We start from the raw sequence: 25,939 nt of genomic DNA on the forward strand, positions 1-25,939 counted from the left end.
AATCATTGGTATTGATTGGTTGTGATGCCTAAGAGCGGTGTGAACTTTCAAAAAAGGAAGGATGCCGATGGCCAGGAAGCTTTACCCCGATGCCGCTGCGGCGCTGGAAGGATTGCTGTTCGACGGGATGCATCTGTGCGCGGGCGGCTTTGGCCTGTGCGGTATTCCCGAACGGCTGATCGACGCGATCCGCGATGCGGGCGTCAAGGATCTGACCATCGCGTCCAACAATGCCGGCATCGATGGCGAGGGGCTGGGCAAGCTGCTGCGCACGCGCCAGGTCAAGAAGATGATCTCCTCCTATGTCGGCGAGAATAAGGAGTTCGAGCGGCAATATCTGGCGGGCGAGCTGGAGGTGGAATTCTGCCCCCAGGGGACACTGGCCGAACGCTGCCGCGCGGGCGGGGCGGGCATCCCCGGTTTCTACACCAAGACCGGCGTCGGCACCCAGGTCGCCGAGGGCAAGGAGGTCAAGAGCTTCGATGGCCAGGATTATATATTGGAGCGCGGCATCTTTGCCGATATTGCGATCGTCAAGGGCTGGAAGGCCGATGAAAGCGGCAACCTGATCTTCCGCAAGACGGCGCGCAACTTCAACCAGCCGATGGCGACCGCGGCGAAAATCTGCATCGCCGAAGTCGAGGAAGTGGTGCCGACCGGCAGTCTGGACCCCGACGCGATCCATCTGCCCGGCATCTATGTGAAGCGCATGATCGTGGGCGCGCCCTATGACAAGAAGATCGAGTTTCGGACGGTGCGGACTCGGGAAGCAGCCTGATGTCGGTGGCGAAGCGCTTGGGTTGGGCGCTGCTGCTGGCGCCGTTGGCGGCTTGCGCGACCGTAGCGCCGTCGCCCGCGCCTGTGGCCGATCCACCTGCAGGGATGCAATATCTCTACGGATCGGGCGAAGGAGCCGCGATTTCGGCGCAGGCCTGGAATGGGCTGCTGACCTATGTATCGGCCAAGATTAAGTCGCGGCCGACGGACAGCGTCGTGCTGGCCGATGGGGCGAGCCTTGCCGCGCCACGGTTCGTGCCCTGTGGCGACAAGCCCTTTGCCGCGGTGTTCGACGTCGATGAAACGGTGATGCTCAACATCGGCTATGAATATCATGATGCGAAGACCGGCCGGGGCTTCGATGCTGCCGCCTGGGACGCTTGGGAGAAGACGGGCGAGGGCGCGGTCGGGCCGGTGCCGGGTGCCGACCGGGGGGTGGCCGCGCTGCGCGGCCTGGGCGTGACCGTCATCTTCAACACCAACCGGTCGGCCGCCAATGCCGATGCGACCGTGCGCGCGATCAAGGCCGCGGGCCTGGGCGACGCGGTGCATGGCCGGACGCTGTATCTGAGCGGCGACGATTCGATGGGATCGCGCAAGGATGGCCGCCGCGCGACGATCGCTGCGCAATATTGCGTCATCGCGATGGGCGGCGACCAGCTTGGCGATTTTTCGGACCTGTTCAACTCCGCGCAGCCCGTATCCGCACGCCGCGCCGCAACGCTGCAACCGCCGGTCGCTGGCCTGTGGGGCCATGGCTGGTTCGTGATGCCCAACCCCGTCTATGGCAGCGGCCTCAAGGGCGGGTTTGACGACATATTTCCTATGGACAAGAGGTGGGCGCCGCCCGCCGGAGAGGCAGGAAGATGATGGGAAGCGCGGAATGACGCAAACCAATCATGTCAACGCCATATCGCTGGATCATGGGGATGTGTTGACTGACCAGTCACATGAGATCGTGCGTGTTTGGGTAACGAACGGGGCAGGGAGCCATGTCTGGATTTCTGCCCGAATGCTCGAAGACCCAACGATATTCGGCTATCTGATGTCCGACACGATCCGACATGCGGCGCGGGCTTACGCCACGACTTGGGGTGTCGATGAGGCACAGGCTCTACAATCGATCGTCGCCGGACTGTCGGCGGAATTACGCAATCAGGTCGGCGAAATAACGACCATTCAGGAAGGAAGTCTAAACTGATGCCCTGGACTCGTGACGAGATGGCCGCGCGCGCGGCGAAGGAATTGCAGGATGGTTTCTATGTGAATCTGGGCATCGGCATTCCGACGTTGGTGGCGAATCATATTCCAGCCGGAGTCGAAGTGACGCTCCAGTCGGAAAACGGCATGTTAGGCATCGGCCCTTTCCCGTTCGAGGGGGAGGAAGATGCCGACCTGATCAATGCGGGCAAGCAGACGATCAGCGAATTGCCCCAGACCGCCTATTTCAGTTCGGCCGACAGCTTCGCCATGATCCGTGGCGGCCATATCGACTTGACGGTGCTGGGCGCGATGGAAGTCGCGGAAAATGGCGACATCGCCAACTGGATGATCCCCGGCAAGATGATCAAGGGCATGGGCGGCGCGATGGATCTGGTCGCTGGCGTCAAGAAGATCATCGTCGTCATGGAACATACGTCCAAAAATGGCGATCCCAAGTTCATCCCGGCCTGCACGCTGCCGCTGACCGGCAAGAATGTAGTCGATATGATCGTGACGGACCTGTGCGTTTTCCAGCGTCCCGACCATGATAGCCCGTTCAAGCTGGTCGAATTGGCTCCGGGCGTGACGGCGGAGGATATCGCGGCTAAGACCAGTGCACATTATGTGAGCTGAGGACGGCCAGGATGAGCCTTGACGGCGTTTATGACGACAATAATCCCTTTGCCCTGATCCTTGCGGGCAAGATTCCGTCGATCAAATTATACGAGGATGCGCATACGCTCGCCTTCCTCGACATCCAGCCGCAGTCGAAGGGGCACAGCCTGGTCATTTCCAAATGGTCCAGGGCACGCAATATATTGGAGATCGAGGACGAGGCGCTGGCGCAAGTGATGGCGACCGTCAAGAAGGTCGCCAACGCGACGTGCAAGGCGCTGGCCCCCGACGGCATCCATGTCGCCCAGTTCAATGGCGCGCCGGCCGGGCAGACCGTGTTCCACCTGCATGTCCATATCGTGCCGCGCTGGGAAGGCGGGCCGTTGGGATTCAGCGCCCATGCGCAAGGTAATGTCGTCGACGCGGCGGCGCTCACGGCGTTGGCCGACGAGATTCGCGCCCAATTCTGATGCGCGCCCGTTTCGCCGCTAGGCCGATATCTACGCGGGGAGCGCGCTGATGGCGCTGCGTCCCTTCAACGCGCCCGGCGCGCGCCTTGCGCTGCGGTCCAAGCGCGCCAGCCAGCTGTTTCAGGGCGAGCGCGGCGAAAGCGAGGTGATCCTCGATATTTCGCGGCTGCTGTCCCGTTCCTTCCATCCCGCGCCGACGGGCATCGATCGCGTCGAATATGTCTACGCGCGCGAATTGCTGGGGCGGATGCCCGATCGTCTGGCGTTTTCGGCGGTGCATCCTGCCGGGGGTTATTATGGGCGACTGAATAGCGCTGCCGTGCGGCAGTTCCTGGCCTTTACGGCCTCCAAATGGCGTAGTGCCCGATCGACCGATGCCGGCGAGGGCAAAGCCGCGGTGATCCGCCACCTGTTCGCCACCCGGCCCCGCCCGGTGCCGCGCGCGTCGGGGCCGCGCGTATATCTGCAGGTGTCGCCGCACCATCTGGACGACCATGCCCAGGTCGGCGCGATCCTGCGGGCGGAAGGCGCGAAGTTCATCACCCTGGTACATGACGTCATTCCGCTGAGCCATCCCGAATATGCCCGGCCGCAGGGAGCGGACGAACATCGCCGCCGGGTGCGCACGATCGACAGTTTCGCAAGCGGCATCATCGGCAACAGCCAGGCGACCATTGATGCGCTGGCGCCCCATATGCGCCACGGCCTTAGCGGACGGGCGATTCGCGTCGCGCATTTCGGGGCCGATGCGGCCGACATCTTCGGCGCCAAGGGCGAGGCGCTGCCCGAACGACCCTATTTCGTCTATATTTCGACGATCGAGCCGCGGAAGAATCACCTGCTGCTGCTCAACCTGTGGCGGCGCATGGTCGAACGGCTGGGCGATGCGACCCCGGTGCTGGTGTTGATCGGCCGACGCGGCTGGGAAAACGAAAATGTCATCGACATGCTGGACCGGGCCGAGGCGCTGCGCGGCCATGTGATCGAAGCGGGCGAGGTGTCGGACAATCGCATGCAGGCGCTGGTCGCGAACGCCCGCGCCATGTTGATGCCGTCCTTCGCCGAAGGCTTCGGCATGCCCGTGGTGGAGGCGCTGGCGGCCGGCGTGCCGGTGATTTGCAGCGACATCACCGCCCATCGCGAGGTTGGCGGCGATGCGCCGGATTATCTTGACCCGCTCGACGGACTGGGATGGATGCAGGCGATCGAGGCCTATAGCCAGCCCGATGCGCCCGATCGCGCGGCCCAGATCGCGCGGCTGGCCCATTGGCGCGCGCCGACCTGGCGCGACTATTTCGACATAGTGACTGACCTGATCGAAGAGGTGACAGCGCAAGTTTCTTGACGCTCGTTGATACAGCCCGCATGGAAGCGGAGAACCGATTGAAAGACCGGCCGTTTGCGCCGAATGGGGGCAAATTGATCGAGCCAGGACATGATCTCTGGCGCTGGCGTGGCGGGCCTGCCCATGCATAGACTGGTGACCCATCCCATATTCCTGCGCTCGCCACCTTTTCCCGGTGTCGCCGTATCGGTTGCGGCTGTGAGTGCCGCTGCGGAAAGCGCGCCGGTTGGCGATAGCGTATTGGACGCCGTGGCGGATGCGCGAGTAGGTGGCGCCTTCTGGGGTGATCGGCCGGAACGTATCACCATCGTCGTGCGTGCGGGCGTCACGGTTTCGGCCGAACGGTTGAGCGGGGTCGATTCGGACCGCATCGGCATCGTCGGTGATATGCCGTCCATGGTGCAGGGACGCCGATTGCGCGATCCTGTCGATCCCTGGCATCTGATTGCGGGCGCCGATGCGGTCCATGCCGACATCGAGGACGAACTGGCTATTGTCGCCGGCCTGCTGGGCGTTGCGGTGTTCGATGGGCAGGGGCGGGCGGTGCCGACCGACCGATTACGTCATGCGGCGCGCGCGCGTATCGGAATGGCGCGCTATCGCGACTGTTTCACAGATAGGGACGTGCCGGTCGCGCAGGCCATCGAGCGGCTGGGCGAATGGCGCCGTCATCTCGACGGCAATCGCGGCATTGCCGCCGCCAGCGGCATGGCCTTCTGGAAGCGAGACATGATGCGCCAGTTTCTGTGGGATGGCTTGCGCGCACCATCTTTTCTTCCTCCCGAAAAAGGCCTGCGCAGCGCCCAGGAATCGGGGCGCGCGCTGGCGATATGGCCTTCACGAGTGCCGGCTTCAACAACGCACGACGCCGAACGGATGCACGTTCCGATCTGTCGGGTGGAAGACGGATTTCTAAGGTCCAACGGGCTGGGAGCTGGTTTGCATCCGCCCAGTTCGGTGGTGATCGATCATGCCGGCATCTACTATAACGCCTGCGCGCCCAGCGATTTGGAGCATGTGCTGGCGACTCATCCGTTTCCGCCGGCGCTGGTCGATCGGGCGAAGCGTCTACGCGCCGCCATCAGCGAGGCCGGCGTTACCAAATATGGGATCGAGGCCGGCCGGATGATCGATTTGCCGGCCGGTCGTCGCACCGTGCTGGCGGTGGGCCAAGTGGACGACGATATGTCCGTGCGCCTGGGCGGGGCAGGGGTGGAGGGCAATCTGGACTTTCTGTCCCGCGTGCGCCGCAGCGAGCCAGATGCGTGGATCATCTACCGTCCCCATCCCGACGTCCAGGCCGGGCATCGCCGCGGTCATCTGAGCGACGCCGCGATCCTCAGCCATGCCGACGCGATCGATAGCGGGGCGCCTTTGATGGCGATGGTGCAGGCGGTCGATGACGTGCATGTGCTGTCGTCGTTGACCGGATTCGAGGCGCTGGTGCGCGGACAGTCCGTGACCGTCCATGGCATGCCCTTCTACGCCGGTTGGGGCCTGACCCGCGATCTTGCCGAACCTACGGGCCGCCGGGGACGTCGGCTGACCGTGGATCAACTGGTCGCCGGCACGCTCATTCTCTATCCTCGATATATTGATCCGGTGACGCGTTTGCCTTGCGGCCCGGAACTGATGGTGGATCGCATGGCAAGTGCATCGACACCGAACCTCACCTGGCTTATCAGAGCACGAGCGGCACAGGGAAAGCTACGAAGATTTATGACTTTGTGCGCCGAGTTTCTTCATGACTGACGCTTCGACACGGACGTTTCTTTTCCTGCAAGGCCCGCATGGCCCCTATTTCGCTATGCTGGCCGATGCGTTGCGCAAGCGCGGGCATATCGCGCTGCGGATCAATATCAATGGCGGCGACAAGATCGACTGGCCAGGTGAAGCGAGCGATTACAGAGGCACGTTTCGCAACTGGCCGTTGTTTTTCGACGATTTCGTCGTGAACCATGGCGTTACCGACCTGATCCTCTATGGCGACTGTCGACCCTATCACGCCTCCGCGCATGGTATGGCCAGATTGCGGTCCGTGCGGGTGCATGTGGTGGAGGAAGGCTATATCCGTCCAGACTTCCTGACGTTGCAGGATGATGGCGTGAACGGCAATTCGACCCTGCCGCTCGATCCGCAATGGTATCTGGATGAAGCCCGTAAGCTTGATCAGGTAGAGGTGACCTTCCCTCCCGTACCGTCTACGTTTCGCGCGCGTGCGCGAAACACCATGCGCAACGGCCTGGCATCTGCGTTGATGCGGCCGCTTTTCCCCTATTACCGCACGCATCGGCCCCATAGTTTCATCATGGAATCGGTAGCTTGGACCTACAAGTTGCTGGTGGGCAAGCACCATGCGGCTAAATCCTTGACGCAATGGGAAAAGGTGCGGGATCGCCCTTATTTCGCGCTGCCTCTGCAACTTAATTCCGACTATCAGATTCGGATACATTCGCCCTTTGGGGATATGCGCGCCGCGTTGCGCTTCGTCCTCAAGAGCTTCGCACACCATGCGCCCGACGACGTCGCGCTGGTGGTGAAGCGGCATCCGCTCGATTCAGGCCTGGTGTCCTGGTCGCGGCTGACGCGCAGGCTGGCAGCGAAATATGGCGTCGGCGACCGGGTCTTCTATCTGGAAGAAGGCGACATTGCCGAACTCGTCCGCAATGCGGTGGGTGTCGTAACCGTCAACAGTACGGTCGGAACACTGGCGCTGAACGAAGGCAAACCTGTCACGGTGCTAGGCCATGCGGTCTACAAGGTGCCTGGGATCGTCAACACCGGGCCGCTCGACGCCTTCTGGACGGAACCCGGAAAGCTCGATTGCGACCTATATTCCGCATTTCGCCGGGTGTTGATGGATCGTTGCCTGATCCATGGCGGATTGCTAAGCGAAGAAGGGCTGACGCTGCTGGTCGATAATGCGGTGCGTCGCCTGGCCGGTGAACGCGAACAGGCGAAAGGCGCTGTGATCGTCGCTCATTCCGCCATCAGCCGCAAATTGCTTTCTTATTAGCGTCCGCTGAACTGAACTGTTCTGTATGGCGGTTTTTGCTGGGAGGCAGTTTCGATTTGAAGTGCGAGATCCATGGGATGCGTAGCATTTCATCCAGGGCGGGGCGAGCCCCACCCTGGATGGCAAAATCTGTCGGGCATTGAGGAGAGTGATTTGCCCCGTCAGAACCTCATGCGCGGTGCGACAGTTCAAGTACTTGCGAGGGGTGCTGTTGATGCGATCAGCTACGGCCTGGATTTCCTATATCCAATAGCAACGCCAAGCCCGTGTCAGACGGCAGGAAGCGCCGTATGCGACCGTTGCTGTTTTTCACGCTGCCCTTTTGCCAGGCGCCGATGGCAAGCAGAAATAGCTCGTCATCGCGAGTTTCTTCTGGAGCGTCGCAAAGGCGGCAAATTCCGTTCCCCGGTCAAAGGTGATGCTCTGGCGCAGGGAAGGGGGCAGGATATGGAAGTGATGCTGGATTCCCGCCATGACGCCGGCGGAATGCCGACTGGGATTACGGGCGAGGATGGTAAACCGGCTGCGGCGCTCGACCAGCGAGGTGAGGTTGGCTTTGCCATATTCCAACCTGAAGATCATCAGGTCGCCTTCCCAATGACCAAAGCTGCTGCGATTACCGATTTCGGAAGGGCGTTTGCCAATTGTGCGTAAGCGCCGACGGAAGGCGACGTTGATGCGGCCTTTCAAGCTTTCCTGCGTGTCCGCGGCACCCACTTTTTCTCCAGCGCTTCCAGCCTGGCTTCGATCAGCGGAATATCGGGCTTGGCGTTGCGATCATGGTCTTCACCGAGGGTTTTCAGCGCCTGTTCGCAATATTCATGATGTTGGTCGCAGAGCGCTTCGAGCAGTTTTGCCAGGCCACCTTTCACCCCCAAGATCGCATTAGAAAGTCATCTTGGCAGGTTATGGCCTGAAGGAGCTGCGCGATGCGAGCATTGGCTCGATGCGATGATGTTCATTGGCGACACCATCTTCCCAGGCGGCAACGACTATCCGGCGAAGCAATTGGGCCTCGACACCGTGCGAGTTCGAGATCCGCAGGAGACGCTTTCGGCGATCGACGCGATCGTCGCATGTCAGAAGACCAGGCGCGGGGCTTCAATCCTCTTCGTGCATGGTCACGATCAGCGCGGACAGTCGCTCGGCCTCGGCGACGTCGTGCGTGACATAGAGAATCGGGATCGGGCTGCGCCTGCGAATCTGGTCGATTGCGTCAAGAATACCTGCCTTGCGGTCACGGTCGATCGAGGAGAGGGGTTCGTCCAGCAGCAAAAAACGCGGCCCGGAGAGCAGCGCCCGCCCGATGGCCACGCGCTGCGCCTCTCCGCCGGACAGGCTGTGCGGCCATCGGTCGAGCAGATGCCCGATCCCTAGGAACGCGAGTACATCGTCCATGTCCATCGACATGGCTGCGCGGCGACCATAGGCCAGGTTGGCACGCACCCGCAGATGCGGGAACAGACGGCGATCCTGGAAGACGTATCCGACTTGGCGTCGCGCAGTTTTCAGGTCGATCCCGGTGTCGCTGTCGAACAAGGTCTGTCCTGCAACGATTATATGGCCTTGGTCGGGCGATGTAATGCCCGCGACCATGTTTAGAATGCTGGTCTTTCCCACGCCGGAGGGACCGACCAGCGCAACAAGCGGAGAGTCGGTGCGGCAGAAGAGGGTGATCGGTCGTCCGCTGCGGGTTTGCTTCACATCGATGTCAAATGACATGGCGCCCACCCCGTGCGATTCTGCGCACTAATATTTCCGATACAATCAGCGCGCCCAAGGATAGCAGAATCGATAAGATCGCGAAGCGCGTGACGATCGGCTCCCCATCCGGCATCTGCATGGCGGCGTAGATGGCTATGGGCAGGGTGCGGGTTTCCCCCGGCACGTCGGAGACAAAGGTGATAGTGGCCCCGAATTCGCCAAGCGATCGGGCGAAACCGAGGACGACCGCTGCCAGCACGCCAGGCAAAGCGAGCGGCAGTGAGATGGTGAGGAAGATGCGTAGGCGCGATGCGCCTAGTGTTGCGGCCGCACTCTCCAGCCGCCTGTCGATTGCCTCGATTGAGAGGCGGATGGCTCGTACCATCAGTGGCACCGCCATGATCGCGGCCGCGAGCGCTGCGCCGGTCCAGCGGAACAGCAGAGTAACCCCGAATACGTCCGACAGCCAGCGCCCGATCAGTCCATTCATCCCGAATAGCAGCAGTAGTAGCCATCCAGTCACCACCGGCGGCAGCACAAGCGGCAGATGGACCAGCGCGTCGACCAGCAATTTTCCTGGGAAATGCCATCGCGCCAGCATCCAGGCGATGCAGAAGCAGATCGGGAGGCTAACCGTGACGGCGACCAGACTGACCTTGAGCGAGAGGGTCAGAACGATCCATTCTTCAGGGGACAGGCCGGCGATCAAGGCGCGGTAAAGCCGTAACGCTTCAGTACGGCGTGCCCCCTGGGCGAAAGAAGGAAGCGGCGGAACCCTTCGGCATCTGCATGGCGGCTGCTCATAAGCCGGGCGACTGGATAGCGGATCGGCGGGTGGCTTCCGGGGGGGAAGACGCCAACGGTCCGCACCTTGCGCGATGCGCGCGCATCAGTCGCATAAACGATGCCGAGCCGCGCTTCGCCGCGCTCCACCAGGGCAAGGGCAGCGCGGACATTTTCGGCACGCACAACCTTGGGCGCTACCCCCGTCCAGACGCCGAGCTTCGTCAGCGCGGCCTTGCCGTATTTTCCCGCGGGCACGCTGTCTGGATTGGCCATGGCAAGCCGCGACGAACCCAATGCCCGTATGATGGGCATGCCGCTGGCTATCGCCAGCCGCACCGGTTGATGCAGCGGCGCGACAAGCACCAGCCGGTTGCCGGCGATGTCTGCCCGTGTTCCGGCTTGGACTGAGCCGGCTTTCTCGACGACGTTCATCCAATCTTCGTCGGCCGAGATGAACAGGTCGGCCGGAGCGCCGGCGCGGATCTGACGCGCTAGTGCGGATGAGCCGGCAAAGGAGAGGATCGGTTGCGGGTGGCCTTGTCGCGCCCATTCCAAGGCGGCGGCAGCGAGTACGTCCTGAAGGCTGGCGGCGGCCAGCACCAGCGGTCCGCGCTCGTTCGCGGCGCCGGCCGGATTGACTATCGCTAGGATGAAAATAGCGGCAAGGGATCGAAGGAGGACGCGCATCATGCCGCTTTTGCGCTGCATCGCCGGGCAACTCAACCGCGAACGCGCTTTGTGATCTTTTTCCCAACATCGTGATCGGTTACACGCGCGACGATGACGGCAATCAAGACGCTATGCGGCCGGTGTGCCATGGGCTGCGGCGTAAGGGCCATGACTGGCCTGAGCGAAGACGATGCGCGGCGCGTCTTCATCGAAGGCGATCGGATTCACCCTACCAATATGGGCTGGCTCTGTCCGGCAGGTGAGACGCTTGCCGCTGATACGGGCCTGGATGGCAGGCTGTTGCATCCGTTGCTTGCCGGCAAGCGCGTCAGCCAGGACCGGGCGATCGCGCACGCCGCGCGTCGCCTGTCCGACATCATCGCCCAGCACGGTCCCACAAGTGTCGCACTCCATGTCGCAGGCGACCTGCCGACCGAGGATTATTTCGCGGCCAACAAGCTGATGAAGGGGTTCATCGGTTCGGCGCATATCGATGTCCCATGGCATGATATTTCCACACGCACGCAGATTGCAGCCTTCGGCGAAGATATGATGCCCGCAAGCGCCGAGGATGTGGACGGCGCGGACCTGATCCTGGCGATAGGTGCGGGCGTATTGCGGCGTCATCCGATGCTGGCGCGCCGGGTCGCTTCGGCGCGCGAGGAACGAGGCGCGCAACTTGTGATTGTCGATCCTGATCCCGACGCGCGGCTGTTGCCTGCGGATCATCATCTGGCACCGGCGCCCGGCAGCGTCGCGGCATTGCTAGGCGGCCTTTTGTTGCGCTTGCATGATGCGGAATTAGTGGATCGAGCCTTCCTTGCGCAACATGTGACGGTGCCGGATGGCTATTGGGAAGCGTTGCGGCCGGGGCACGACCTATGGTCGGTATCGGGCATCACAGATCTGCCGATCAGAAAGATACGCGAATTCCAAGATATAATTGCAAGCGCGCCGCGCACGGTGACGATATTCGATCCCGACGCCGGGGAGGGGGATGCGCCTGCAGCGGCGGCGATCCTGGCCCTGCACCTCGCCATGGGCAGGATCGGCCAGCCTGGCGCGGCGCCTTTCGCGCTGCCCGGCGCGCCTAACGCCATGGGCGCGCGCGAAGTCGGATGCATTGCAACGGTTCTGGCCGCGCATCGGGATTTTTCGGCTGACGCGCTGGCGTCGGTCAGTCGTTTCTGGTCGACCCATAAAGTTGTCGCAGCGCCGGGCCTGTCTGGCCATGCGTTGCGCCAAGCGATCGGTGATGGAGCTATAAAGGCGCTGCTCATGCTGGGGAACGCCCCTGACGCCTTGTTAGACGCCATGCCCGATCAACGCCCCTTCACGCTCTTTGCCGGCGACCGGCTTGATCCCGCTATGGCGGATCGTATCGACCTGGCGATGCCAATGCCGGGGCCGCTGGAGCGCGAGGGCACGATCACCGGTGCGGATCGCCTGATCAGTCGGCAACGGCCGGTTTTTGCTCTGCCGGGCGAGGCGCGGCCGGGCTGGTGGATCGTGACGCGCATTGGGCGCGCCATGGGCTGGCACGACGCCTTTCATTATGAGCGGTCGGCGGACATCTATCGCGAACATGCCCGGCTGTCGGTCTATCAAGGGGAGGGGCGGTTGTTCGACCTGCGACGTCATGCGCCGCTGTCCAACCCGGCCTATCACGAACTGACGCCTTGGCGATGGGGCGAAGTGCCCTTCCACGGCGGTCATTTCCCGACATCCGATGGACGAGCGCGGCTGGCCCGCTTTTGGGATTAGGTTTCCGCTTTTCCGGCGATCGCCTGAAGATGGGCCAGCAGGGTGTCGCCATTGGCGGCCCAGGTGAAGCGCAGCGCCGCTTCGCGCACATCTTTCGCCGCGGGTGGGGCGTCCAATATCGCACGAATGGCTTCGGCGATCGCTTCGGGTTCGCGCGCGACGATCCGGCCGGCTTCGGGGCGGTCCAGCAGTTCGCGCGCGCCGCCGACGTCGGTGATGACGATCGGTGTGCCGCAAGCGAGCGATTCCACCCAGGCGTTGGCGAGCCCTTCTGACTCGGACGGCAGCACCATCACATCAGCGGCGGTATAGATGCGGGGCAATTTGTGATGCGGCACTGATCCCAGGAAACCGATGCGCCGTTCGACCCCCAATTCCTGCGCGAGGTTTTCGAGCGTACGCCGGAAGGCGCCCTGTCCAGCGAGCAAGAGGGTCACGTCCGGTAGCATGGGCAGCGCCCGCACCAACAGATCCTGACCCTTGCGCGGGATCAGCGCACCGACGCACAGCAGCACCGGACCGCTGAAATCCAGTGCGGCCTTTGCTGCATCCCGGTCGCCCATTTCGAATGTGTCGAGGTCTACGCCGGTATAATGGACACGGATCTTGTCGGCCTCGATCCCCATCCGGGCCATCGAACGGCGCATCGCGTCCGATACGGCGAGCAGGCCAGCCGCGCCTTCTGCCGCTTGCAGAACCATCTTGCGGGTGCCGCTTTGCGTGCCCCAATAATGGATGTCGGCACCGCGCGCCTTGACCGAATAGGGGATGCCGAGCGCCTTCGACAGACGCTGGGCGACCGGGCCGTCGGGGAAGAAGAAGCTGGCGTCGATCACGTCGAAAGGTTTTTCGGCGTGCAGTCGCCTGACCAGCGGCAGGATGGCGCGGGTCATGGCGCCGACATTGGTACGGCCGCCAAATTTGGGAATGATGGGGAAGGTCGGCCGATAGACCGTGAGTTCACGCCAGCGTTCCTTGCGCGGCAGCGCACGCAAGGGCGCATAGCGCGCCGCGAGCGACAGCGGCCAGGGTGGCAGGCCAACGGGTGCAATCACGGTGACGTCCGCTTCGGGGCGGCTTGCCAGTTCGCGCGCCTGCCGTTCCACGAACACGCCGAAATTGGGCCGGCTAATGTCGGGAAAGAGGGTCGATAGCATAAGGACGTTGAGCGCCATGGCCTCTCTTTCGCAGTATAATGTTTAGCGGACGGTTAAGCAGCCCCGTGCCAGCTTGGCTAGAGGCGTCGGACGAGTTGCACCGCCACCGCGGCCCATGGCGGGTCGGTCAACACCAACTGGCGCGCGCCAGAGCCCAAGGGGAGCAGTTGCAGGCGGTCGCCTTCGCGACCGATCAGTCGCCCGAACAGGAAGCGGCCAGCGGGGCGGGGACATAATATGTCGCGATTGAGCGCGCCCGAAAATTCGTCCGGAGCGATACGGCGACACCAGATTGCGTCCCCGCTACGGTAATCGCCGATGCTGGCGTTGACATGCACGCCGACCATGCCGTCGGACGCGATTGAGGACGGAAAGGCCAGCGGCCGGGTCGGCGCGCGCGCGCCATCGGGACCGAGCAGCGCGGCGACCGGTATGTCGGCTTGCCCCGGCAAGGCGACCAGTTCGGCGGTGGTGACGCCCAATGCGAGCGCGATCCGGTTGAGCCATTTGACCGATACGGTGCGGGTGCCGGTTTCCAGCCGCCCGATCGTCTGGGCCGTCGTGGGCGGGTCGCACAGCGCGCCGACCTGTTCGAGCGTAAGCCCCCTCGCCTTGCGAACCTCGCGGATGCGCGTAATCACCTGCACCTCAAAATATAACCTATTTGGTTTTCTCTTTCCTACAAACTATCCCACATGGCAAGGCTTTCCGCATCGATTCTCGCCAGGCAGGAGATATAAATGACCGCGACCCATATCGAACAGATGATCGAAGACCCGGACGGCCGCACCCAAGCCGTGCTGGTGCATGTCGGCGAATCGCCGCTTGCCTGGCTGCATGCACGGGGGCATTTGAGCGAACGTCACTATCTGGCCGGCGACATGCTGCGCCGTGATTGGGAAAAGGCCGGGCTAAGTGCGCGGGTCACGATGCGATGGAATGCCGCGCCACACAGCGCCAATAGTGGGGGAGGGGCGAGCGATCCCACCCTGGCCCAGTTGTCGGCGCGCAATCGGTTCGACAGGGCGATCGAGGCGGCCGGGCCGGGCCTGGCTGACATATTGTGGCGTGTCGCGTGCGCGGGCGAGGGGTTGGTGGCTGCCGAAAAAGCGCTTGGTTGGCCGAGTCGGGCAGGCAAGCTGGTTTTGACGCTGGCGCTCGACAGGGTGGCCGGGTGGTATCGCGTGTCGTAATGCGACGCCAACGCCGATCCGCGGCACATGCGAAGCTATCAGGCAATCATGCCCGCGCCCAATAGCAAAAGCAGTTTCACATCCATCGCATAGCCCTGCTCGCGCCAGAGGGCGATCTGGTCCGGCAGGGTAGCGATGGGCACGCGATGGACGTGGATGTCTTCTCCGTCCACCCCGCCGCCTTCGCCGGTCTTCTCCAGGCCGCGCGCGCGGAACAGGGTGAAACTTTCCGACACCATCCCAGGGGAGCTGTAATATTGGCCAAGCGTTTCGAGGCGGTTGGGGCGGAAGCCGGTTTCCTCCTCCAATTCGCGCGCTGCCGCGATGCTGGCCTCTTCGCCTTCCTCCTGATCACCAACCAGGCCCGCGGGCAATTCGATGCAACGGCGACCCAGAGGGACGCGATATTGATCGACCAGAAGGACATGCGGACCGTCGTCCGCGTCATCGATCGCCAAAATTACGGCGGCGTGAATTCCGCGCGAGCGCGCGACATATTCCCATTTGCCGCGCCTCTTGGCAGTAATGAAACGCCCCGCCCACATTACTTCTTCGGGTGCGCCGCGGTCGGGGTCTGTCATAATTCGATCAGCCTGTCGGGCAATTCGTTGATGTCGTCATCGGCGCGCGGGAAGTGGGCGGCAAGCACGACGCCTACCTGCCGCACGGCCTCGGCCAAGCCCTCGCCGGCATGACCGGCGCGGATCGCCTCTATGAGCGCGGCCATCGCATCGCCCCAGGCTTCGGCCGCGACCTTTTCGTTGATCGCGCGATCGGCGACGATTTCGGCGCGATGCTCATCCAGCGAGAGATAGATGAGGACGCCGGTGCGTCCATGCGTGCGGGCTTCGGCGGCGGTGCGGAATAGCAGGATGGCGCGCCGTCGCACCCGCCGCGCCTTGGTCGCGCGCGGGGTCATGATCATACGCAGCGGCATGATCGCCAGCAGATAGCGCACGACCAGAAATTTGAGGATGAGGATGCCGAGCAGCCCCATCAAAAGCTTCCAATCGGCCAGCTCATGTTCCCAGTCGAGCAGCAGCGCGGACAGGAAGGCACGGAGATGCTCAGGGAAGGCGGCCATTACCGCCAGCGCGATGAAGATAGCTGCCGCTGCCCAACTCAGGCCGACGTCATGATAGCTATCGGATCGGCGGGCGACGATGGTGACGATCTCGCCCGACGTATGTGCTTCTGCGCTCGCCACGGCGGCTGAAACAAGGTCATGGTCGGCTTTAGTGAGATTAAGCTGCATCACCAATCCCCCGACGCGCCGCCGCCGCCGAAGCTGCCGCCGCCCGAAAAGCCGCCACCGCTGTCGCCCCCGCCCCAGCCAGAGCCGCCGCCCGATCCCCAGCCCGAACTGCCTGCGCCCGGCCCCCAGAGGATGATCGGTGCGCTTCCGCCGCCCCGGCCATAGCGCTTCCCCCCACGAGCGCGCGACAGGAGCGGGAGGGCAACGAAGAAGACGATGAATAATATGATCCAGAAACCGATGATCGCGCCGCCCCCATCATCCTGTTTGCGCACGGCCGCCTCAGCCGCCGCTGCGCGCGCCTTGGCCTCGTCAGGGGGAAGGGCCAGCAGACCAGTAATTTGATCGACCCCTGCATCAATGCCACCTGCCATGTCGCCGGCCTTGAAGCGCGGGGTGATGGCGTTACGAACGATTTGTGAGGACAGCGCATCGGTCAGCACGCCCTCCAGGCCATAGCCCACCTCGATCCGTATCTTGCGTTCGGCCGGCGCGACGATCAGCAGGGCGCCGTTGCTGTCTTTGTCACCGATGCCCCAGGCGCGACCCAGGCGATAACCGTAGTCGGATATGTCATAGCCCTGAAGATCGGGAATGGTCGCCACGACGAGCGAGCGTCCGTTCGCCTTTTTCTGCGCGATCAGTTTCTGGCTGAGCGCCTGTTCCTGCGCGGGGTCGAGCAGGTTTGCGGCATCCACCACGCCCTTGTCATCGAATGTGGGGAAGCTCTGCGCCCACGCTGGCGGCGCGAACGCCAGCAGCGTGAGGATCAGGAGCAGACGGCGAAGCATCCGATCAGTTGCCGAAGTCGACCTTCGGCGCCTCTTCCGCGCCCGGCGTGGTGGCCTGGAACGGGGTCATGGGCTTGGCACCATGGATCAACTTGGCACCGATCGCGTCGGGGAAGGTGCGGATACGGGTATTATAGGCCTGCACCGCGCCATTATAGTCGCGAATGGCGACGGCGATGCGGTTTTCCGTGCCCTCCAGCTGCGACTGGAGTTGCAGGAAATTCTCGTTGGTTTTCAGCTCAGGATAGGCCTCCACCGTGGCGAGCAGGCGTCCTAATCCCTGGCTAAGCTGGGCCTGTGCCGCTTGGAATTGCGCGACCTTGGCGGGGTCGGAGAGATCGTCGGCACTCACCTGCACCGACGACGCCTTGGCGCGGGCTTCGGTAACGGCGGTCAGCGTCGCTTGTTCCTGCTTGCCCGCCGCCTTCACCGTGGCGACGAGATTGCCGGTCAGGTTGGCGCGGCGCTGATACTGCGCCTGCACGTCGGCCCATTTGGCCTTCGCCTCTTCTTCGGCGGTAGGCACGCTGTTGATGCCGCATGCGGACAGGGCAAGCGCCCCGAACAGCGGCAGCAGAATTTTAGAGAAGCGGCGCAGGAGCGTCATGGAACATCCTCGGCTTTTTGTTTCGCCTGTGGAAATAGGGCGTTGTCCTTAAAGGCGCAACGGGCCATCCTGATATTATCGCATACAGGGCAAGGAGTTCCCTATGGGGCTGATTTCTGAATTCAAGACTTTTATCAACCGCGGCAATGTGATGGACTTGGCCGTCGGTGTGATTATTGGCGGCGCTTTCGCCACCATCACAAAGTCGCTGACCGACGATCTCATCATGCCGGTGGTCGGCTATATCTTCGGCGGTGCTGACTTTTCGGGTTATTTCGTGCGGCTGGGCGAATTGCCGGCTGGCTTCAAGGGCAATGCCGAAAGCTATACCGACCTGAAAGCGGCGGGCGTCGCGATGTTCGGCTGGGGTCAGTTCCTGACCGTGCTGGTCAACTTCATCATTCTCGCCTTCATCATCTTCCTGCTGGTCAAGGCAATGAACAAGCTGACGACCAAGCCGGAGCCGGAAACCGTTGCACCAGCCCCGACGCCGGAGGACGTCCTGTTGCTGCGCGAAATCCGAGATTCGCTTAAAAAATAATCGTTTTTGCGACGAAACGAGCAAGTTGGGGGAACCATCGCGCCAGCGGCCGGTTGATCGGCGTCAGGGTTTCAGGTGGCTTCAACCGCCTGTAACCTGTGCCGAATGACGTCAGCCCCTGGGGGCACAAACAGGAGAAAACGCCGTGAAAACTTTCGTCACAGTCCTTGGCCTTGCCAGCCTTGTCGCGCTCGCCGCGTGCGATTCCGCGAAGGAAAATAAGGTCGAGAACGCTTACGAGAATCAGGCGGACGCACTCGACAACCAAGCCGATAATATGGAAGCGATGGCCGACAATCTGAGCGGCAACGCTGAGAACGCGGCTGAGAACGCGGCCGACGCGCTGGAGAACAAGGCCGCCGCCACTCGCGAAGCGGGTGATAAGGCCGAAGACGCGGTCGAAAAGCAGCAGTAAGCCGCTTTTCGCTACCCGAGCCGACAAGGGCGTCGCGTCTATGCGCGACGCCCTTTTTGCTTGCGGTCCTTGCTCGGTTTGTCGCGCCTTTAACGCCCCTTTAACCACGCCGCGCCATGGTGCCCCCTGCGCGCATCCGTGGGGCCGATAGGGAATGGACGAACTACTTCAGGAATTCATATCCGAGACCCAGGAAACGCTGGAGGCTCTTGCAGGCGAAGTGGTCGCTTGGGAAGCCGATCCATCGGACCGGGACCGGCTGGATGCCATCTTCCGCTTCTTCCACACGGTCAAGGGCAGCTGCGGCTTCCTCAATCTGCCGCGTTTCGAGCGACTGAGCCACGCAGCCGAGGATGTATTGTCCGAAATTCGCGCGGGCAAGCGCGGGGCGGACCCAGCCACAGTCAGCGCGGTGCTGGGCATCATGGACCGGATTGGCGAACTGACCGAGGCGGTTGCGATCGGCGCGGCCCTGCCCAGCGAGAATGACGATTTTCTGATCGGCGCTCTGAGCGCCCAGGCCGCGGAGGCCGCTGAACCGGCGGTCCAGGCGGTTGTCGCCCCCGTCGTGGTTGCCCGCCAGGGTGGGGCGCAGTCGGGACCACGGACTATCCGCCTGCCGCTCAGCCTGATCGATCAATTGATGAACGGCGTGTCGGACATGGTGCTGGCGCGCAATGAATTGTCGCGCAAGCTGCGCGAACGATCCGCCGATCCCGAACTGGACAATGTGTTCGAACGGCTGTCGACCTGCGTGGCCGACATGCGCGATGTGATATCCAAGACGCGGATGCAGCGGGTGGAGCGCCTGTTCGCTGCGATCCCGCGCATGGTGCGCGATCTTGGCCGCGATCTTGGCAAGCGCATCGACCTGACGCTGGAAGGCGGCGACGTCGAAATGGACCGCGAGATGGTGGAGATGGTCGTCGACCCGCTCACCCATATCGTGCGCAACAGCATAGACCATGGCATCGAGACGCCGGAAAAACGTCGCGCCGCCGGGAAGCCGGAAGCTGGCCGATTGCGGTTGGAGGCGCGCCAGTCGGGCAACCAGATCGTCATCGCGATCGCCGACGACGGGGCGGGCATCGACACGGCGCGTCTGGTGGACAAGGCGATCGCCGCAGGCCGGTTGAGCCCGGAGGCCGCCATGCGTCTGTCCGAAGAGGACAGGCTCGACCTCATTTTCCAGGCTGGCCTTTCGACTGCCAATCAGGTGACCGCGATTTCAGGCCGCGGCGTCGGCATGGATGTGGTGCGCGCCAATGTAGAGCGTATCGGCGGGGTTATCGCGCTCGACAATCATCCGGGGCAGGGGCTGTGCATCACGCTGCGCGTGCCGTTGACCCTGACGATCATTCCGGGGCTTATCGTCAGGGCTGGCGGCCAGCATTTCGCGATTCCGCGTTCGGCGGTGGTCGAAATCCTGCACGACAATAATGAGACGCTGCACCTGAGCGAGGTCGGCGGCGCGAAGATCGCGACGATTCGTGCGATCCGTCATTCGATGGTCGATCTGGAGGATGTGCTGGGCATGGAAAAGCCGGTGCAGCAGGGGCCGCGCGCCATCATGGTGGTGAGATCGGCGACCGGCGTGCCCTTCGCCATGGGTGTGTCGGCAGTCGATAATCATGAGGAGCTGGTGATTCGACCGGCTTCTCCGCTGGTGATGGCGACGGGCGTTTATGCCGGTATGACGCTGCCCGACAATGGCAAGCCTATGCTGCTGCTTGACGCGGCGGGGCTGGCCAATGCGGCGCGCCTGCCCAACATTATCGATGATCGTGCAGCGCGGCAGCAGGACCAGGAAGCCGACGCGAAAGCCGGCGTCGAGATGGTCGCGGCGCTGCGCTTCGAGGAACTGTCGGGCGAACGCCGCCTGCTAAAGTTGTCGCTGATCGAACGGGTCGAAGATATTGACGCGGGCCTGTTTGGTCGTTCGGGTGGCCGCGCCTTCGTGCGGCTCGACAAGCGACTGGTGCCTGTCGCTAACGGGCTGTCGCAGTTCGACCGGGCCAGGGTATCGGCCCTGCGGCTGCGCGACGATCGGCGAGAGGCCTGCTATCCGGTGGCGGCCGTATTCGATATTGTCCAAATGCCGGCGGTCCCCGATATGGTCGCAATGCATGGCATGTTGAGCGGCGTCGCGGTGGTCGATGGCGAGCATCTGGAGGTGATCAATCCCTTCGCGCTCTTCGCCGGACTCCCTGAAGAAGCGCTGGTCGAACGCGCGCGGGGGCGGTGCGTGCTGGCCGACAGCGGCGATGGCTGGACGCGCGAGATATTGGCACCCTTGCTGCGTCAGGCGGGGCATGAGGTGGTTTTAGGGTTGCCCGGAAATTGCGCCGTCGATCCCGACGACGTAGTGTTGTGTACGGAAGCGGACGCCGCGCAGGCGGCGGAAATCATGGGATGCCGCGTTGTGCACCTGCGTGCATCGCCTCGTCCGACCGGACCACAGGACGGCAGTATTTATCGCTATGACCAGGATGCGCTGATGGCGGCGATCGCCGGTCGGCGGGCATAAGGAACGCGGCCATGGATCAGCTCTATCTTCTTGCGACGCTGGCCGACACGCGGATTGCGGTCGAAACCGGGGAGGTCGAGGCGGTCGTCCGCCTGACCGACATATCCCCCGTGCCGGGCATGGGCGCGCATGTCGCCGGCTTGTCTGCGCTGCGCAGCCGGGTGCTCACCATCATTGATGTCGCTGCGCTGATCCATGGTCGGGCTACACCGGCTGAGCGGCGCGGCCTGGCCATCATCGCCAATATCAGCGGCCACAGCTATGGCCTGATGGTGGATGGCGTGTCCGATATCTGTCGCGTGCCGGAAGGGGAGCTGCCGTTGCGCGGTCAACTCGATCCGGCCTGGGCGCCCTATGCCCGCGCCTTGGTCGAACATGATGGCCATCCCTGGCTGCTAGTGTCGCTGGCCGCGTTCATTGAGGGCGGGGCGCTCGCGCAGGCGGCGTAAAATATGCCCGGCTCGTTTACCAAATACTTGGCTTTGCCGGTTAAGCTGGCTGCAACGGGACGCAAAAACCTAAGGGACGCTTCATGAAGAATTGCCTGGTCGTCGACGATTCAAAGGTCATCCGCAAGGTTGCCCGTCATATTCTGGAATCGCTGGACCTGACGGTCAGCGAGGCGGTGGACGGGCAGGACGCGCTGACCAAGTGCGAAGCCTGTCCGCCCGACGTGGTGTTGCTCGATTGGAACATGCCGATCATGAGCGGGATGGAATTCCTGCAGGCGCTTTCCACCGCCAAGATGGCGGCACGGCCCAAGATCATCTTCTGCACCACCGAAAACGGCATCAGCCATATCAAGGCTGCGGTCGAGGCCGGTGCCGACGAATATGTCATGAAGCCTTTCGATCGGGAGACATTGGAAAGCAAGCTGGCGATCGTCGGCGTGATCTAGCGGTGCCTGCCCGCTGATCCAGAAGTGCCCGATTTCCATCTGATCCTTCCGCGCAGAAAGCCCATGATGAACGCGATCATGCCGATACCATCCAGCCGCATCAGTGAACAACATGCCGTTCGCACGTTGGTTGTGGATGATTCGGTGGTCGTGCGGACGGTCATCGAACGCATTCTTAATGGCAATTCGAGCTATAGCGTGGTCCACAAGACGAACAGCGCCGAACATGCGCTGGGCTATCTGGCCGAACATGCGGTGGATCTGGTGCTGCTCGACATCGAGTTGCCCGGACAGAGCGGTTTGGCTGCCTTGCCGCAGATCCTGCGGGCCAATCCGACCGTCAAGGTCGCGATCCTGTCGGGCAAATGCGAGGAAGGCAGCGCCGCCGCGATCGAAGCGCTGGCGCTGGGTGCCAGCGATATCGTGTCCAAACCCGGCAGCGGCAGCTTTGGCGAACAATTCCCTCAAGCGTTGATCGACCGGTTGAATCGGTTGTTCGGCGATCGACCGGTCGCGCCGCTCTTGCCGCGTCTCTCCAGTCCGCCGTCCATTGCGCCGGCCGCCGCGCCGCTTGCCTGTATCGGCATCGGGGCATCGACCGGCGGTATCCATGCCCTGGGCCAGTTGTTCCAGGGATTGGCCGCGCCGCTGGGCGTGCCGCTGCTGTTGACACAGCATCTCCCCGCCAGTTTCACCGTCTATTTCGCGCAGCAATTGTCGCGCATGACCAGCCTGCGGGTGAAGGTCGCGGAGACTGGCGATCTGCTGATGCCCGATATCGTCTATGTCGCGCCCGGCGACGCGAATATCCAACTGCGGCGCGGCCTGCATGGCCGGGCCATGATCATCCTCAATCCTGAACGCACGCCGACCGGCAACCTGCCCGGCGTCGATCCGATGTTCGCCAGCATGGCGGAGGTGTATGGCGCGGGTGCCGCAGGGATCGTCCTGACCGGCATGGGGCGCGATGGGACGCTGGGCGCGCGCGAGATCGTCGCGGCCGGCGGTTGGATCGTCGCTCAGGACGAGGCGAGCAGCGTCGTATGGGGCATGCCCGGATCGGTCGCGGGGGCAGGGCTGACCTGCGCAGTCATGGAGCCGCTGTCGATGATGCATTTTATCGCACGCCGCGGGAAGGTCACTGCCTGATGCCGCTACCGCCAGCCGGAGCCGCCATTTTCCAGGGTGCCGCGCGGATACTATCCGGGCTGCTGGAGGCGCGAACAGGCCAGATATTGTCGGAAGGCCGCGCATGGCGGATGGAAACTGCTCTGCGGCCGGTTCTGCGCGCCCATGGGTTGCAGGATATCGACGATCTGGCCGCGATGCTGTTGCGTAAGCGCGACCCGCGGTTGGACGAGGATGTCGTCAATGCGCTGCTCAACAATGAAAGCAGCTTTTTCCGCGACCTCCAGATTTTCGATATGATCCATCGCCAGATCCTGCCGCGCGTACAGGAGCATCGGCAGGATCGCACATTGCGGATCTGGAGCGCTGGCTGCTCGACTGGGCAGGAAGCCTATTCGCTGGCCATCCGCCTGCGCAATGACACGGCGCGCTGGCAGGGGTGGCGCATCGAGATATTGGCGACGGACATTTCCACGGCCGCGATCGAACAGGCGCGCGCCGGCATCTTTTCGCAGATGGATGTCCAACGCGGTCTGGCCGTCGGCGACCTCATCAAATGGTTTGAACCGCATGGCGAGGATTGGCGCGCCAGCCCCGATCTGCGCCGGATGATCGATTTTCGGCATGACAATCTGTTCGATCCGCGCGCCCCATCGGGCGAATATGACCTGCTGCTCTGCCGCAACGTCTTGCTCTACTTCACGCCGGAGCGGCGTGGGGACGTGCTGCGCCTGCTGGCCCGACACAGCCATGCCGGGTCGGTCCTGCTACTGGGCGCAGGGGAGACGGTGATCGGACAGGGCGATGACTTCCAGTCCCATCCCGAATTTCGCGGCGGCTATGCCCGTAAGGCGCTAACGCCGGATTGTGCTGGTGGGCCGATGCGCCGGACGGCCTGAAGCGGCTTCGTTCGCATTAACCCTGCTTGATTGCTGCGCCGGTCTAAGTCATTGTCACGTTCAGGCCGCCAGAGAGGCGAGCCGGAAGGGTGCGATGATCGAGCAGCTGCAAGTGACTGGCCTTTCCCGATGACCGACATGCCCATGATCGAAACGCCGTCGCCCAATTTCGACGAGCGCAGCCTGCCCATCTCGATGCTGGTGCTGCACTATACCGGCATGCCCGATGCGGCGAGCGCCATCAATTGGCTGGCCAATCCCGAATCGAAGGTGTCGGCCCATTATGTCGTGACGGAGGATGGGCAGATCATCCGCATGGTCGATGAGGCCAAGCGCGCCTGGCATGCAGGCCGTTCGCACTGGCGCGGCGTCGATGACATCAATTCAGCCAGTATCGGCATAGAGATCGTCAATCCGGGGCATGAATGGGGCTATCGCCCCTTTCCCGAAACGCAGATGGGATCGCTGATCCCGCTGGTCCATCAAATCGTTCAGCGACACCGCATCACGCGCGGTAATATCGTTGGCCACAGCGACATTGCGCCTGCGCGGAAGCAGGATCCGGGCGAACTTTTCCCCTGGGGGCAACTTGCGCGCCTGCGCCTTGCCCTGCCGCGGCCCACCAAGAATCTGATGGACCCGCACTGGACCGATGGCGGCTTCATGCTGGCGCTAGAACGCTTTGGCTATGATATTGCCGATCCGCAGGCGGCCGTGGTCGCTTTCCAGCGCCGTTTCCGCCCTGAACTGATCGACGGCGTGGTCGATGGCGAATGTCGCGCCATCCTGTTGGCGCTGCTGCTGCCCAAACCGCGCGGCGATGAATAAGCGGGATGACGAAGCCGGAAAATCGGTCTAAGGCCCGTTTCGCCAGAGGGCCGGGCGGCCGCGGCGTGGCGGGTAACTTCCACGGCGAGGAAAGTCCGGGCTCCACGAAATGACGGTGCCGGTTAACGACCGGCTGGAGTGATCCAAGGGACAGTGCAACAGAAAGCAGGTCGCTACAGCTTCGGCTAAGCGAAATTGAAAGGGTGCGGTAAGAGCGCACCGCGTCTGCGGCAACGCAAGGCGGCACGGTAAACCCCACCGGGAGCAAGACCGAATAGGGGCGGCGCGCGGCTTTGACCGCTAGGCCTGTTTCGGCCGAGACCGCCCGGGTTGGTTGCTTGAGGAACGGAGCAATCCGTTCCCTAGAGGAATGGTCGCCTATCCCTGGAAACAGGGTGGACAGAACCCGGCTTACAGGCCCTCTGGCATTTTCCTGTTCAAAATCCGCAGGCGGGGTAGCGTTTCCCCGGCTTATTCCCTAATTCGACGATATGGCACGACACAGCCGATCCAATGACTGGGGATTTCCGCGATGGCGCGCTTATGGCGCGGCGCGCGAAGCGCAGCGCGTGCGCATGTGCGATCGCTTCGGTTGCGACAAGCCAGGCGACTGCCCCGCGCCCAAATCGCCCAACAGCCCGGAGCGCTGGTATTTCTGCGCCGACCATGCCGGCGAATATAACCGCAACTGGGATTATTTTCAGGGGCTGGACGAGGAAGAACGCGCTTCCCGTGAAAAGGCCGAGCGGCGGGATGCGGGCGGTTACCAGTCCAGCGCCTATCATAGTTGGGGCGGACCGGGCGATGGCAGCCGATCGCGCGATGAAATGCATGCGCTCAAGGCGCTGGAACTGGAAGACGACGCCGGTTTCGAGGACGTGAAGAAGAGCTGGCGCCGGCTCGCCAAGGAATATCATCCCGACGTCAGGCCTAATGACAGTGACGCGGCCGTGCGGTTCCAGGCGATCCAGGCAGCCTATGAAGTGCTGCGTGCGGCCGAAGAGCGTCGGACCTGGAAACCGCGCGGAGCGGAGGCTTGAAGGATCATGTCCGGTCGAACTGGTCCAATGTGGTTCTGGTTTGCCGCAAATGTTCCAAGAAGCTGGATGGCGGCTTCGGTCCCGGTGGGGGCGAGCGACTGGCCAAGGCGCTGCGCAAGCATTTGTCGTTGAAGACGGGGCGCAAGGCGGCTGCAGGCGTGCTTGAGGTCAACTGCTTGGGCATATGCCCCAAGGGTGCCGTAACGGTGGTGGATGGTGCGGCAAGCCGCGAATGGTTGTTGGTCCGGCCGGGTGCCGATCTGGATGAACTGGCAGAAAATCTGGGTTTGCACGCGCCCCAACATCCTTAA

General features: G+C 62.9%; 31 protein-coding genes, 1 other RNA gene and 1 pseudogene. 22 read left to right on the plus strand and 11 right to left on the minus strand.

The genetic code is table 11. The features are described 5' to 3' along the window. Positions 1–67 precede the first annotated feature (67 nt). The 8 genes from HHL08_RS01665 to HHL08_RS01700 all read left to right on the plus strand — a co-directional run bounded on the left by HHL08_RS01665 (position 68) and on the right by HHL08_RS01700 (position 7,426). On the plus strand, positions 68–778 hold the full coding sequence (locus tag HHL08_RS01665; protein ID WP_169570741.1) for a CoA transferase subunit A: 711 nt from the start codon (positions 68–70) through the stop codon (positions 776–778). Continuing rightward, positions 778–1,647 carry an HAD family acid phosphatase gene (locus tag HHL08_RS01670; protein ID WP_169570742.1) on the plus strand — a complete coding sequence of 290 codons (870 nt, stop codon included), beginning with the start codon at positions 778–780 and terminating at the stop codon, positions 1,645–1,647. Before HHL08_RS01665 ends, HHL08_RS01670 begins: the two co-directional genes overlap by 1 nt. Positions 1,648–1,660: 13 nt before the next feature. Beyond that, positions 1,661–1,978 carry a DUF5076 domain-containing protein gene (locus HHL08_RS01675; RefSeq protein ID WP_169570743.1) on the plus strand — a complete coding sequence of 106 codons (318 nt, stop codon included), beginning with the start codon at positions 1,661–1,663 and terminating at the stop codon, positions 1,976–1,978. Then, positions 1,978–2,613: a CoA transferase subunit B gene (locus tag HHL08_RS01680; protein WP_088183237.1), complete on the plus strand. Its 636-nt coding sequence runs from the start codon at positions 1,978–1,980 to the stop codon at positions 2,611–2,613. Before HHL08_RS01675 ends, HHL08_RS01680 begins: the two co-directional genes overlap by 1 nt. 11 nt (positions 2,614–2,624) lie before the next feature. Further along, positions 2,625–3,065 (plus strand): HIT family protein, encoded by a 441-nt coding sequence (locus HHL08_RS01685; RefSeq protein WP_169570744.1) that lies wholly within the window; start codon positions 2,625–2,627, stop codon positions 3,063–3,065. A 49-nt stretch (positions 3,066–3,114) separates the two neighbouring features. Further along, complete coding sequence (locus tag HHL08_RS01690; protein ID WP_169570745.1) at positions 3,115–4,410, plus strand: glycosyltransferase family 4 protein; 1,296 nt, start codon at positions 3,115–3,117, stop codon at positions 4,408–4,410. A gap of 123 nt (positions 4,411–4,533) precedes the next feature. After that, positions 4,534–6,162: a capsular polysaccharide export protein, LipB/KpsS family gene (locus tag HHL08_RS01695; protein ID WP_206377666.1), complete on the plus strand. Its 1,629-nt coding sequence runs from the start codon at positions 4,534–4,536 to the stop codon at positions 6,160–6,162. Further along, positions 6,155–7,426, plus strand: coding sequence for a capsule biosynthesis protein (locus HHL08_RS01700; protein WP_169570746.1), 1,272 nt, complete (start codon positions 6,155–6,157; stop codon positions 7,424–7,426). The genes HHL08_RS01695 and HHL08_RS01700 overlap by 8 nt, the downstream gene beginning before the upstream one ends. Positions 7,427–7,735: 309 nt before the next feature. On the opposite strand, the gene HHL08_RS01705 is transcribed toward HHL08_RS01700, so the two are convergent. After that, positions 7,736–8,143 carry an IS30 family transposase gene (locus HHL08_RS01705; RefSeq protein WP_328804539.1) on the minus strand — a complete coding sequence of 136 codons (408 nt, stop codon included), beginning with the start codon at positions 8,141–8,143 and terminating at the stop codon, positions 7,736–7,738. Then, complete coding sequence (locus HHL08_RS01710; RefSeq protein ID WP_235954618.1) at positions 8,113–8,298, minus strand: hypothetical protein; 186 nt, start codon at positions 8,296–8,298, stop codon at positions 8,113–8,115. The genes HHL08_RS01705 and HHL08_RS01710 overlap by 31 nt, the downstream gene beginning before the upstream one ends. Before the next feature lie 35 nt (positions 8,299–8,333). Here HHL08_RS01710 and HHL08_RS25490 point away from each other — a divergent pair. Continuing rightward, a pseudogene (locus HHL08_RS25490) lies at positions 8,334–8,512 on the plus strand (HAD family hydrolase); the annotation flags it as partial. A 15-nt stretch (positions 8,513–8,527) separates the two neighbouring features. On the opposite strand, the gene HHL08_RS01720 reads toward HHL08_RS25490, so the two are convergent. Genes HHL08_RS01720 through modA form a run of 3 tightly spaced genes read right to left on the minus strand, consistent with a single transcriptional unit; the run spans position 8,528 to position 10,606 of the window. Beyond that, complete coding sequence (locus tag HHL08_RS01720; protein WP_169571086.1) at positions 8,528–9,148, minus strand: ATP-binding cassette domain-containing protein; 621 nt, start codon at positions 9,146–9,148, stop codon at positions 8,528–8,530. Further along, entirely contained in the window at positions 9,138–9,836 is a 699-nt protein-coding gene (modB, locus tag HHL08_RS01725) for a molybdate ABC transporter permease subunit (protein WP_169571085.1), read from the minus strand. The genes HHL08_RS01720 and modB overlap by 11 nt, the downstream gene beginning before the upstream one ends. After that, positions 9,836–10,606, minus strand: a complete 771-nt coding sequence (gene modA / locus HHL08_RS01730; protein WP_169570747.1) for a molybdate ABC transporter substrate-binding protein — start codon at positions 10,604–10,606, stop codon at positions 9,836–9,838. Before modA ends, modB begins: the two co-directional genes overlap by 1 nt. Positions 10,607–10,696: 90 nt before the next feature. Between modA and HHL08_RS01735 the strand changes: the two genes are divergently transcribed. Further along, a complete protein-coding gene (locus HHL08_RS01735; RefSeq protein WP_169570748.1) occupies positions 10,697–12,349 on the plus strand; it encodes a molybdopterin oxidoreductase family protein in 1,653 nt (550 codons plus the stop codon). Here HHL08_RS01735 and HHL08_RS01740 read toward each other — a convergent pair. Both HHL08_RS01740 and HHL08_RS01745 read right to left on the minus strand, forming a co-directional pair. After that, positions 12,346–13,524: a glycosyltransferase gene (locus HHL08_RS01740; protein WP_169570749.1), complete on the minus strand. Its 1,179-nt coding sequence runs from the start codon at positions 13,522–13,524 to the stop codon at positions 12,346–12,348. The genes HHL08_RS01735 and HHL08_RS01740 overlap by 4 nt on opposite strands. 59 nt (positions 13,525–13,583) lie before the next feature. Further along, a complete protein-coding gene (locus tag HHL08_RS01745; RefSeq protein WP_169570750.1) occupies positions 13,584–14,147 on the minus strand; it encodes a helix-turn-helix domain-containing protein in 564 nt (187 codons plus the stop codon). Between the two features lie 99 nt (positions 14,148–14,246). Between HHL08_RS01745 and HHL08_RS01750 the strand changes: the two genes are divergently transcribed. After that, positions 14,247–14,699 (plus strand): DUF6456 domain-containing protein, encoded by a 453-nt coding sequence (locus HHL08_RS01750; RefSeq protein ID WP_169570751.1) that lies wholly within the window; start codon positions 14,247–14,249, stop codon positions 14,697–14,699. 38 nt (positions 14,700–14,737) lie between these two features. Here HHL08_RS01750 and HHL08_RS01755 read toward each other — a convergent pair whose 3' ends face one another. The 4 genes from HHL08_RS01755 to HHL08_RS01770 are packed head-to-tail and all read right to left on the minus strand — an operon-like array spanning position 14,738 to position 17,352. Then, positions 14,738–15,280 (minus strand): NUDIX hydrolase, encoded by a 543-nt coding sequence (locus HHL08_RS01755; protein WP_169570752.1) that lies wholly within the window; start codon positions 15,278–15,280, stop codon positions 14,738–14,740. After that, complete coding sequence (locus tag HHL08_RS01760; protein WP_169570753.1) at positions 15,277–15,954, minus strand: TPM domain-containing protein; 678 nt, start codon at positions 15,952–15,954, stop codon at positions 15,277–15,279. The genes HHL08_RS01755 and HHL08_RS01760 overlap by 4 nt, the downstream gene beginning before the upstream one ends. Beyond that, positions 15,954–16,745: a TPM domain-containing protein gene (locus HHL08_RS01765; protein WP_169570754.1), complete on the minus strand. Its 792-nt coding sequence runs from the start codon at positions 16,743–16,745 to the stop codon at positions 15,954–15,956. Before HHL08_RS01765 ends, HHL08_RS01760 begins: the two co-directional genes overlap by 1 nt. A 4-nt stretch (positions 16,746–16,749) precedes the next feature. Continuing rightward, the gene (locus tag HHL08_RS01770) at positions 16,750–17,352 is read right to left on the minus strand and encodes a LemA family protein (protein WP_066600465.1); all 603 of its coding nucleotides are present in this window, start codon (positions 17,350–17,352) and stop codon (positions 16,750–16,752) included. Between the two features lie 103 nt (positions 17,353–17,455). On the opposite strand from HHL08_RS01770, the gene mscL reads away from it, so the two are divergent. From mscL to HHL08_RS01825, 11 genes are all read left to right on the plus strand, one after another. Beyond that, positions 17,456–17,893: a large conductance mechanosensitive channel protein MscL gene (mscL, locus tag HHL08_RS01775; protein WP_169570755.1), complete on the plus strand. Its 438-nt coding sequence runs from the start codon at positions 17,456–17,458 to the stop codon at positions 17,891–17,893. 145 nt (positions 17,894–18,038) lie between these two features. After that, positions 18,039–18,308 (plus strand): hypothetical protein, encoded by a 270-nt coding sequence (locus tag HHL08_RS01780; protein ID WP_169570756.1) that lies wholly within the window; start codon positions 18,039–18,041, stop codon positions 18,306–18,308. A 154-nt stretch (positions 18,309–18,462) separates the two neighbouring features. After that, the gene (locus HHL08_RS01785) at positions 18,463–20,835 is read left to right on the plus strand and encodes a chemotaxis protein CheA (RefSeq protein ID WP_169570757.1); all 2,373 of its coding nucleotides are present in this window, start codon (positions 18,463–18,465) and stop codon (positions 20,833–20,835) included. 11 nt (positions 20,836–20,846) lie between these two features. Then, on the plus strand, positions 20,847–21,284 hold the full coding sequence (locus HHL08_RS01790) for a chemotaxis protein CheW (RefSeq protein ID WP_169570758.1): 438 nt from the start codon (positions 20,847–20,849) through the stop codon (positions 21,282–21,284). An 83-nt stretch (positions 21,285–21,367) separates the two neighbouring features. Next, a complete protein-coding gene (locus HHL08_RS01795; RefSeq protein WP_088183154.1) occupies positions 21,368–21,733 on the plus strand; it encodes a response regulator in 366 nt (121 codons plus the stop codon). Positions 21,734–21,799: 66 nt separating this feature from the next. Then, positions 21,800–22,882: a chemotaxis protein CheB gene (locus HHL08_RS01800; protein ID WP_169571087.1), complete on the plus strand. Its 1,083-nt coding sequence runs from the start codon at positions 21,800–21,802 to the stop codon at positions 22,880–22,882. Further along, positions 22,882–23,760 carry a CheR family methyltransferase gene (locus HHL08_RS01805; protein ID WP_169570759.1) on the plus strand — a complete coding sequence of 293 codons (879 nt, stop codon included), beginning with the start codon at positions 22,882–22,884 and terminating at the stop codon, positions 23,758–23,760. Before HHL08_RS01800 ends, HHL08_RS01805 begins: the two co-directional genes overlap by 1 nt. Before the next feature lie 129 nt (positions 23,761–23,889). After that, complete coding sequence (locus HHL08_RS01810) at positions 23,890–24,588, plus strand: N-acetylmuramoyl-L-alanine amidase (RefSeq protein ID WP_169570760.1); 699 nt, start codon at positions 23,890–23,892, stop codon at positions 24,586–24,588. A 42-nt stretch (positions 24,589–24,630) separates the two neighbouring features. After that, positions 24,631–25,018, plus strand: an RNA gene (rnpB, locus tag HHL08_RS01815) — RNase P RNA component class A. A gap of 61 nt (positions 25,019–25,079) precedes the next feature. Continuing rightward, complete coding sequence (locus HHL08_RS01820; protein WP_169570761.1) at positions 25,080–25,628, plus strand: J domain-containing protein; 549 nt, start codon at positions 25,080–25,082, stop codon at positions 25,626–25,628. After that, positions 25,601–25,939 (plus strand): NADH-quinone oxidoreductase subunit NuoE family protein, encoded by a 339-nt coding sequence (locus tag HHL08_RS01825; protein ID WP_169571088.1) that lies wholly within the window; start codon positions 25,601–25,603, stop codon positions 25,937–25,939. Before HHL08_RS01820 ends, HHL08_RS01825 begins: the two co-directional genes overlap by 28 nt.

The sequence above is a fragment of the Sphingobium psychrophilum genome (assembly GCF_012927105.1).
Lineage (GTDB): Bacteria > Pseudomonadota > Alphaproteobacteria > Sphingomonadales > Sphingomonadaceae > Sphingobium > Sphingobium psychrophilum.

What these genes read in the sequence shown, in the direction of transcription:
- HHL08_RS01665 (WP_169570741.1), top strand. Translation starts at nt 68, where the DNA reads ATGGCCAGGAAGCTTTACCCCGATGCCGCTGCGGCGCTGGAAGGATTG.
- HHL08_RS01670 (WP_169570742.1), top strand. Translation starts at nt 778, where the DNA reads ATGTCGGTGGCGAAGCGCTTGGGTTGGGCGCTGCTGCTGGCGCCGTTG.
- HHL08_RS01675 (WP_169570743.1), top strand. Translation starts at nt 1,661, where the DNA reads ATGACGCAAACCAATCATGTCAACGCCATATCGCTGGATCATGGGGAT.
- HHL08_RS01680 (WP_088183237.1), top strand. Translation starts at nt 1,978, where the DNA reads ATGCCCTGGACTCGTGACGAGATGGCCGCGCGCGCGGCGAAGGAATTG.
- HHL08_RS01685 (WP_169570744.1), top strand. Translation starts at nt 2,625, where the DNA reads ATGAGCCTTGACGGCGTTTATGACGACAATAATCCCTTTGCCCTGATC.
- HHL08_RS01690 (WP_169570745.1), top strand. Translation starts at nt 3,115, where the DNA reads ATGGCGCTGCGTCCCTTCAACGCGCCCGGCGCGCGCCTTGCGCTGCGG.
- HHL08_RS01695 (WP_206377666.1), top strand. Translation starts at nt 4,534, where the DNA reads ATGCATAGACTGGTGACCCATCCCATATTCCTGCGCTCGCCACCTTTT.
- HHL08_RS01700 (WP_169570746.1), top strand. Translation starts at nt 6,155, where the DNA reads ATGACTGACGCTTCGACACGGACGTTTCTTTTCCTGCAAGGCCCGCAT.
- HHL08_RS01720 (WP_169571086.1), bottom strand. Translation starts at nt 9,148, where the DNA reads ATGTCATTTGACATCGATGTGAAGCAAACCCGCAGCGGACGACCGATC.
- modA (WP_169570747.1), bottom strand. Translation starts at nt 10,606, where the DNA reads ATGATGCGCGTCCTCCTTCGATCCCTTGCCGCTATTTTCATCCTAGCG.
- HHL08_RS01735 (WP_169570748.1), top strand. Translation starts at nt 10,697, where the DNA reads ATGACGGCAATCAAGACGCTATGCGGCCGGTGTGCCATGGGCTGCGGC.
- HHL08_RS01740 (WP_169570749.1), bottom strand. Translation starts at nt 13,524, where the DNA reads ATGGCGCTCAACGTCCTTATGCTATCGACCCTCTTTCCCGACATTAGC.
- HHL08_RS01750 (WP_169570751.1), top strand. Translation starts at nt 14,247, where the DNA reads ATGACCGCGACCCATATCGAACAGATGATCGAAGACCCGGACGGCCGC.
- HHL08_RS01755 (WP_169570752.1), bottom strand. Translation starts at nt 15,280, where the DNA reads ATGACAGACCCCGACCGCGGCGCACCCGAAGAAGTAATGTGGGCGGGG.
- HHL08_RS01760 (WP_169570753.1), bottom strand. Translation starts at nt 15,954, where the DNA reads ATGCAGCTTAATCTCACTAAAGCCGACCATGACCTTGTTTCAGCCGCC.
- HHL08_RS01765 (WP_169570754.1), bottom strand. Translation starts at nt 16,745, where the DNA reads ATGCTTCGCCGTCTGCTCCTGATCCTCACGCTGCTGGCGTTCGCGCCG.
- HHL08_RS01770 (WP_066600465.1), bottom strand. Translation starts at nt 17,352, where the DNA reads ATGACGCTCCTGCGCCGCTTCTCTAAAATTCTGCTGCCGCTGTTCGGG.
- mscL (WP_169570755.1), top strand. Translation starts at nt 17,456, where the DNA reads ATGGGGCTGATTTCTGAATTCAAGACTTTTATCAACCGCGGCAATGTG.
- HHL08_RS01785 (WP_169570757.1), top strand. Translation starts at nt 18,463, where the DNA reads ATGGACGAACTACTTCAGGAATTCATATCCGAGACCCAGGAAACGCTG.
- HHL08_RS01790 (WP_169570758.1), top strand. Translation starts at nt 20,847, where the DNA reads ATGGATCAGCTCTATCTTCTTGCGACGCTGGCCGACACGCGGATTGCG.
- HHL08_RS01795 (WP_088183154.1), top strand. Translation starts at nt 21,368, where the DNA reads ATGAAGAATTGCCTGGTCGTCGACGATTCAAAGGTCATCCGCAAGGTT.
- HHL08_RS01800 (WP_169571087.1), top strand. Translation starts at nt 21,800, where the DNA reads ATGAACGCGATCATGCCGATACCATCCAGCCGCATCAGTGAACAACAT.
- HHL08_RS01805 (WP_169570759.1), top strand. Translation starts at nt 22,882, where the DNA reads ATGCCGCTACCGCCAGCCGGAGCCGCCATTTTCCAGGGTGCCGCGCGG.
- HHL08_RS01810 (WP_169570760.1), top strand. Translation starts at nt 23,890, where the DNA reads ATGACCGACATGCCCATGATCGAAACGCCGTCGCCCAATTTCGACGAG.
- HHL08_RS01820 (WP_169570761.1), top strand. Translation starts at nt 25,080, where the DNA reads ATGGCACGACACAGCCGATCCAATGACTGGGGATTTCCGCGATGGCGC.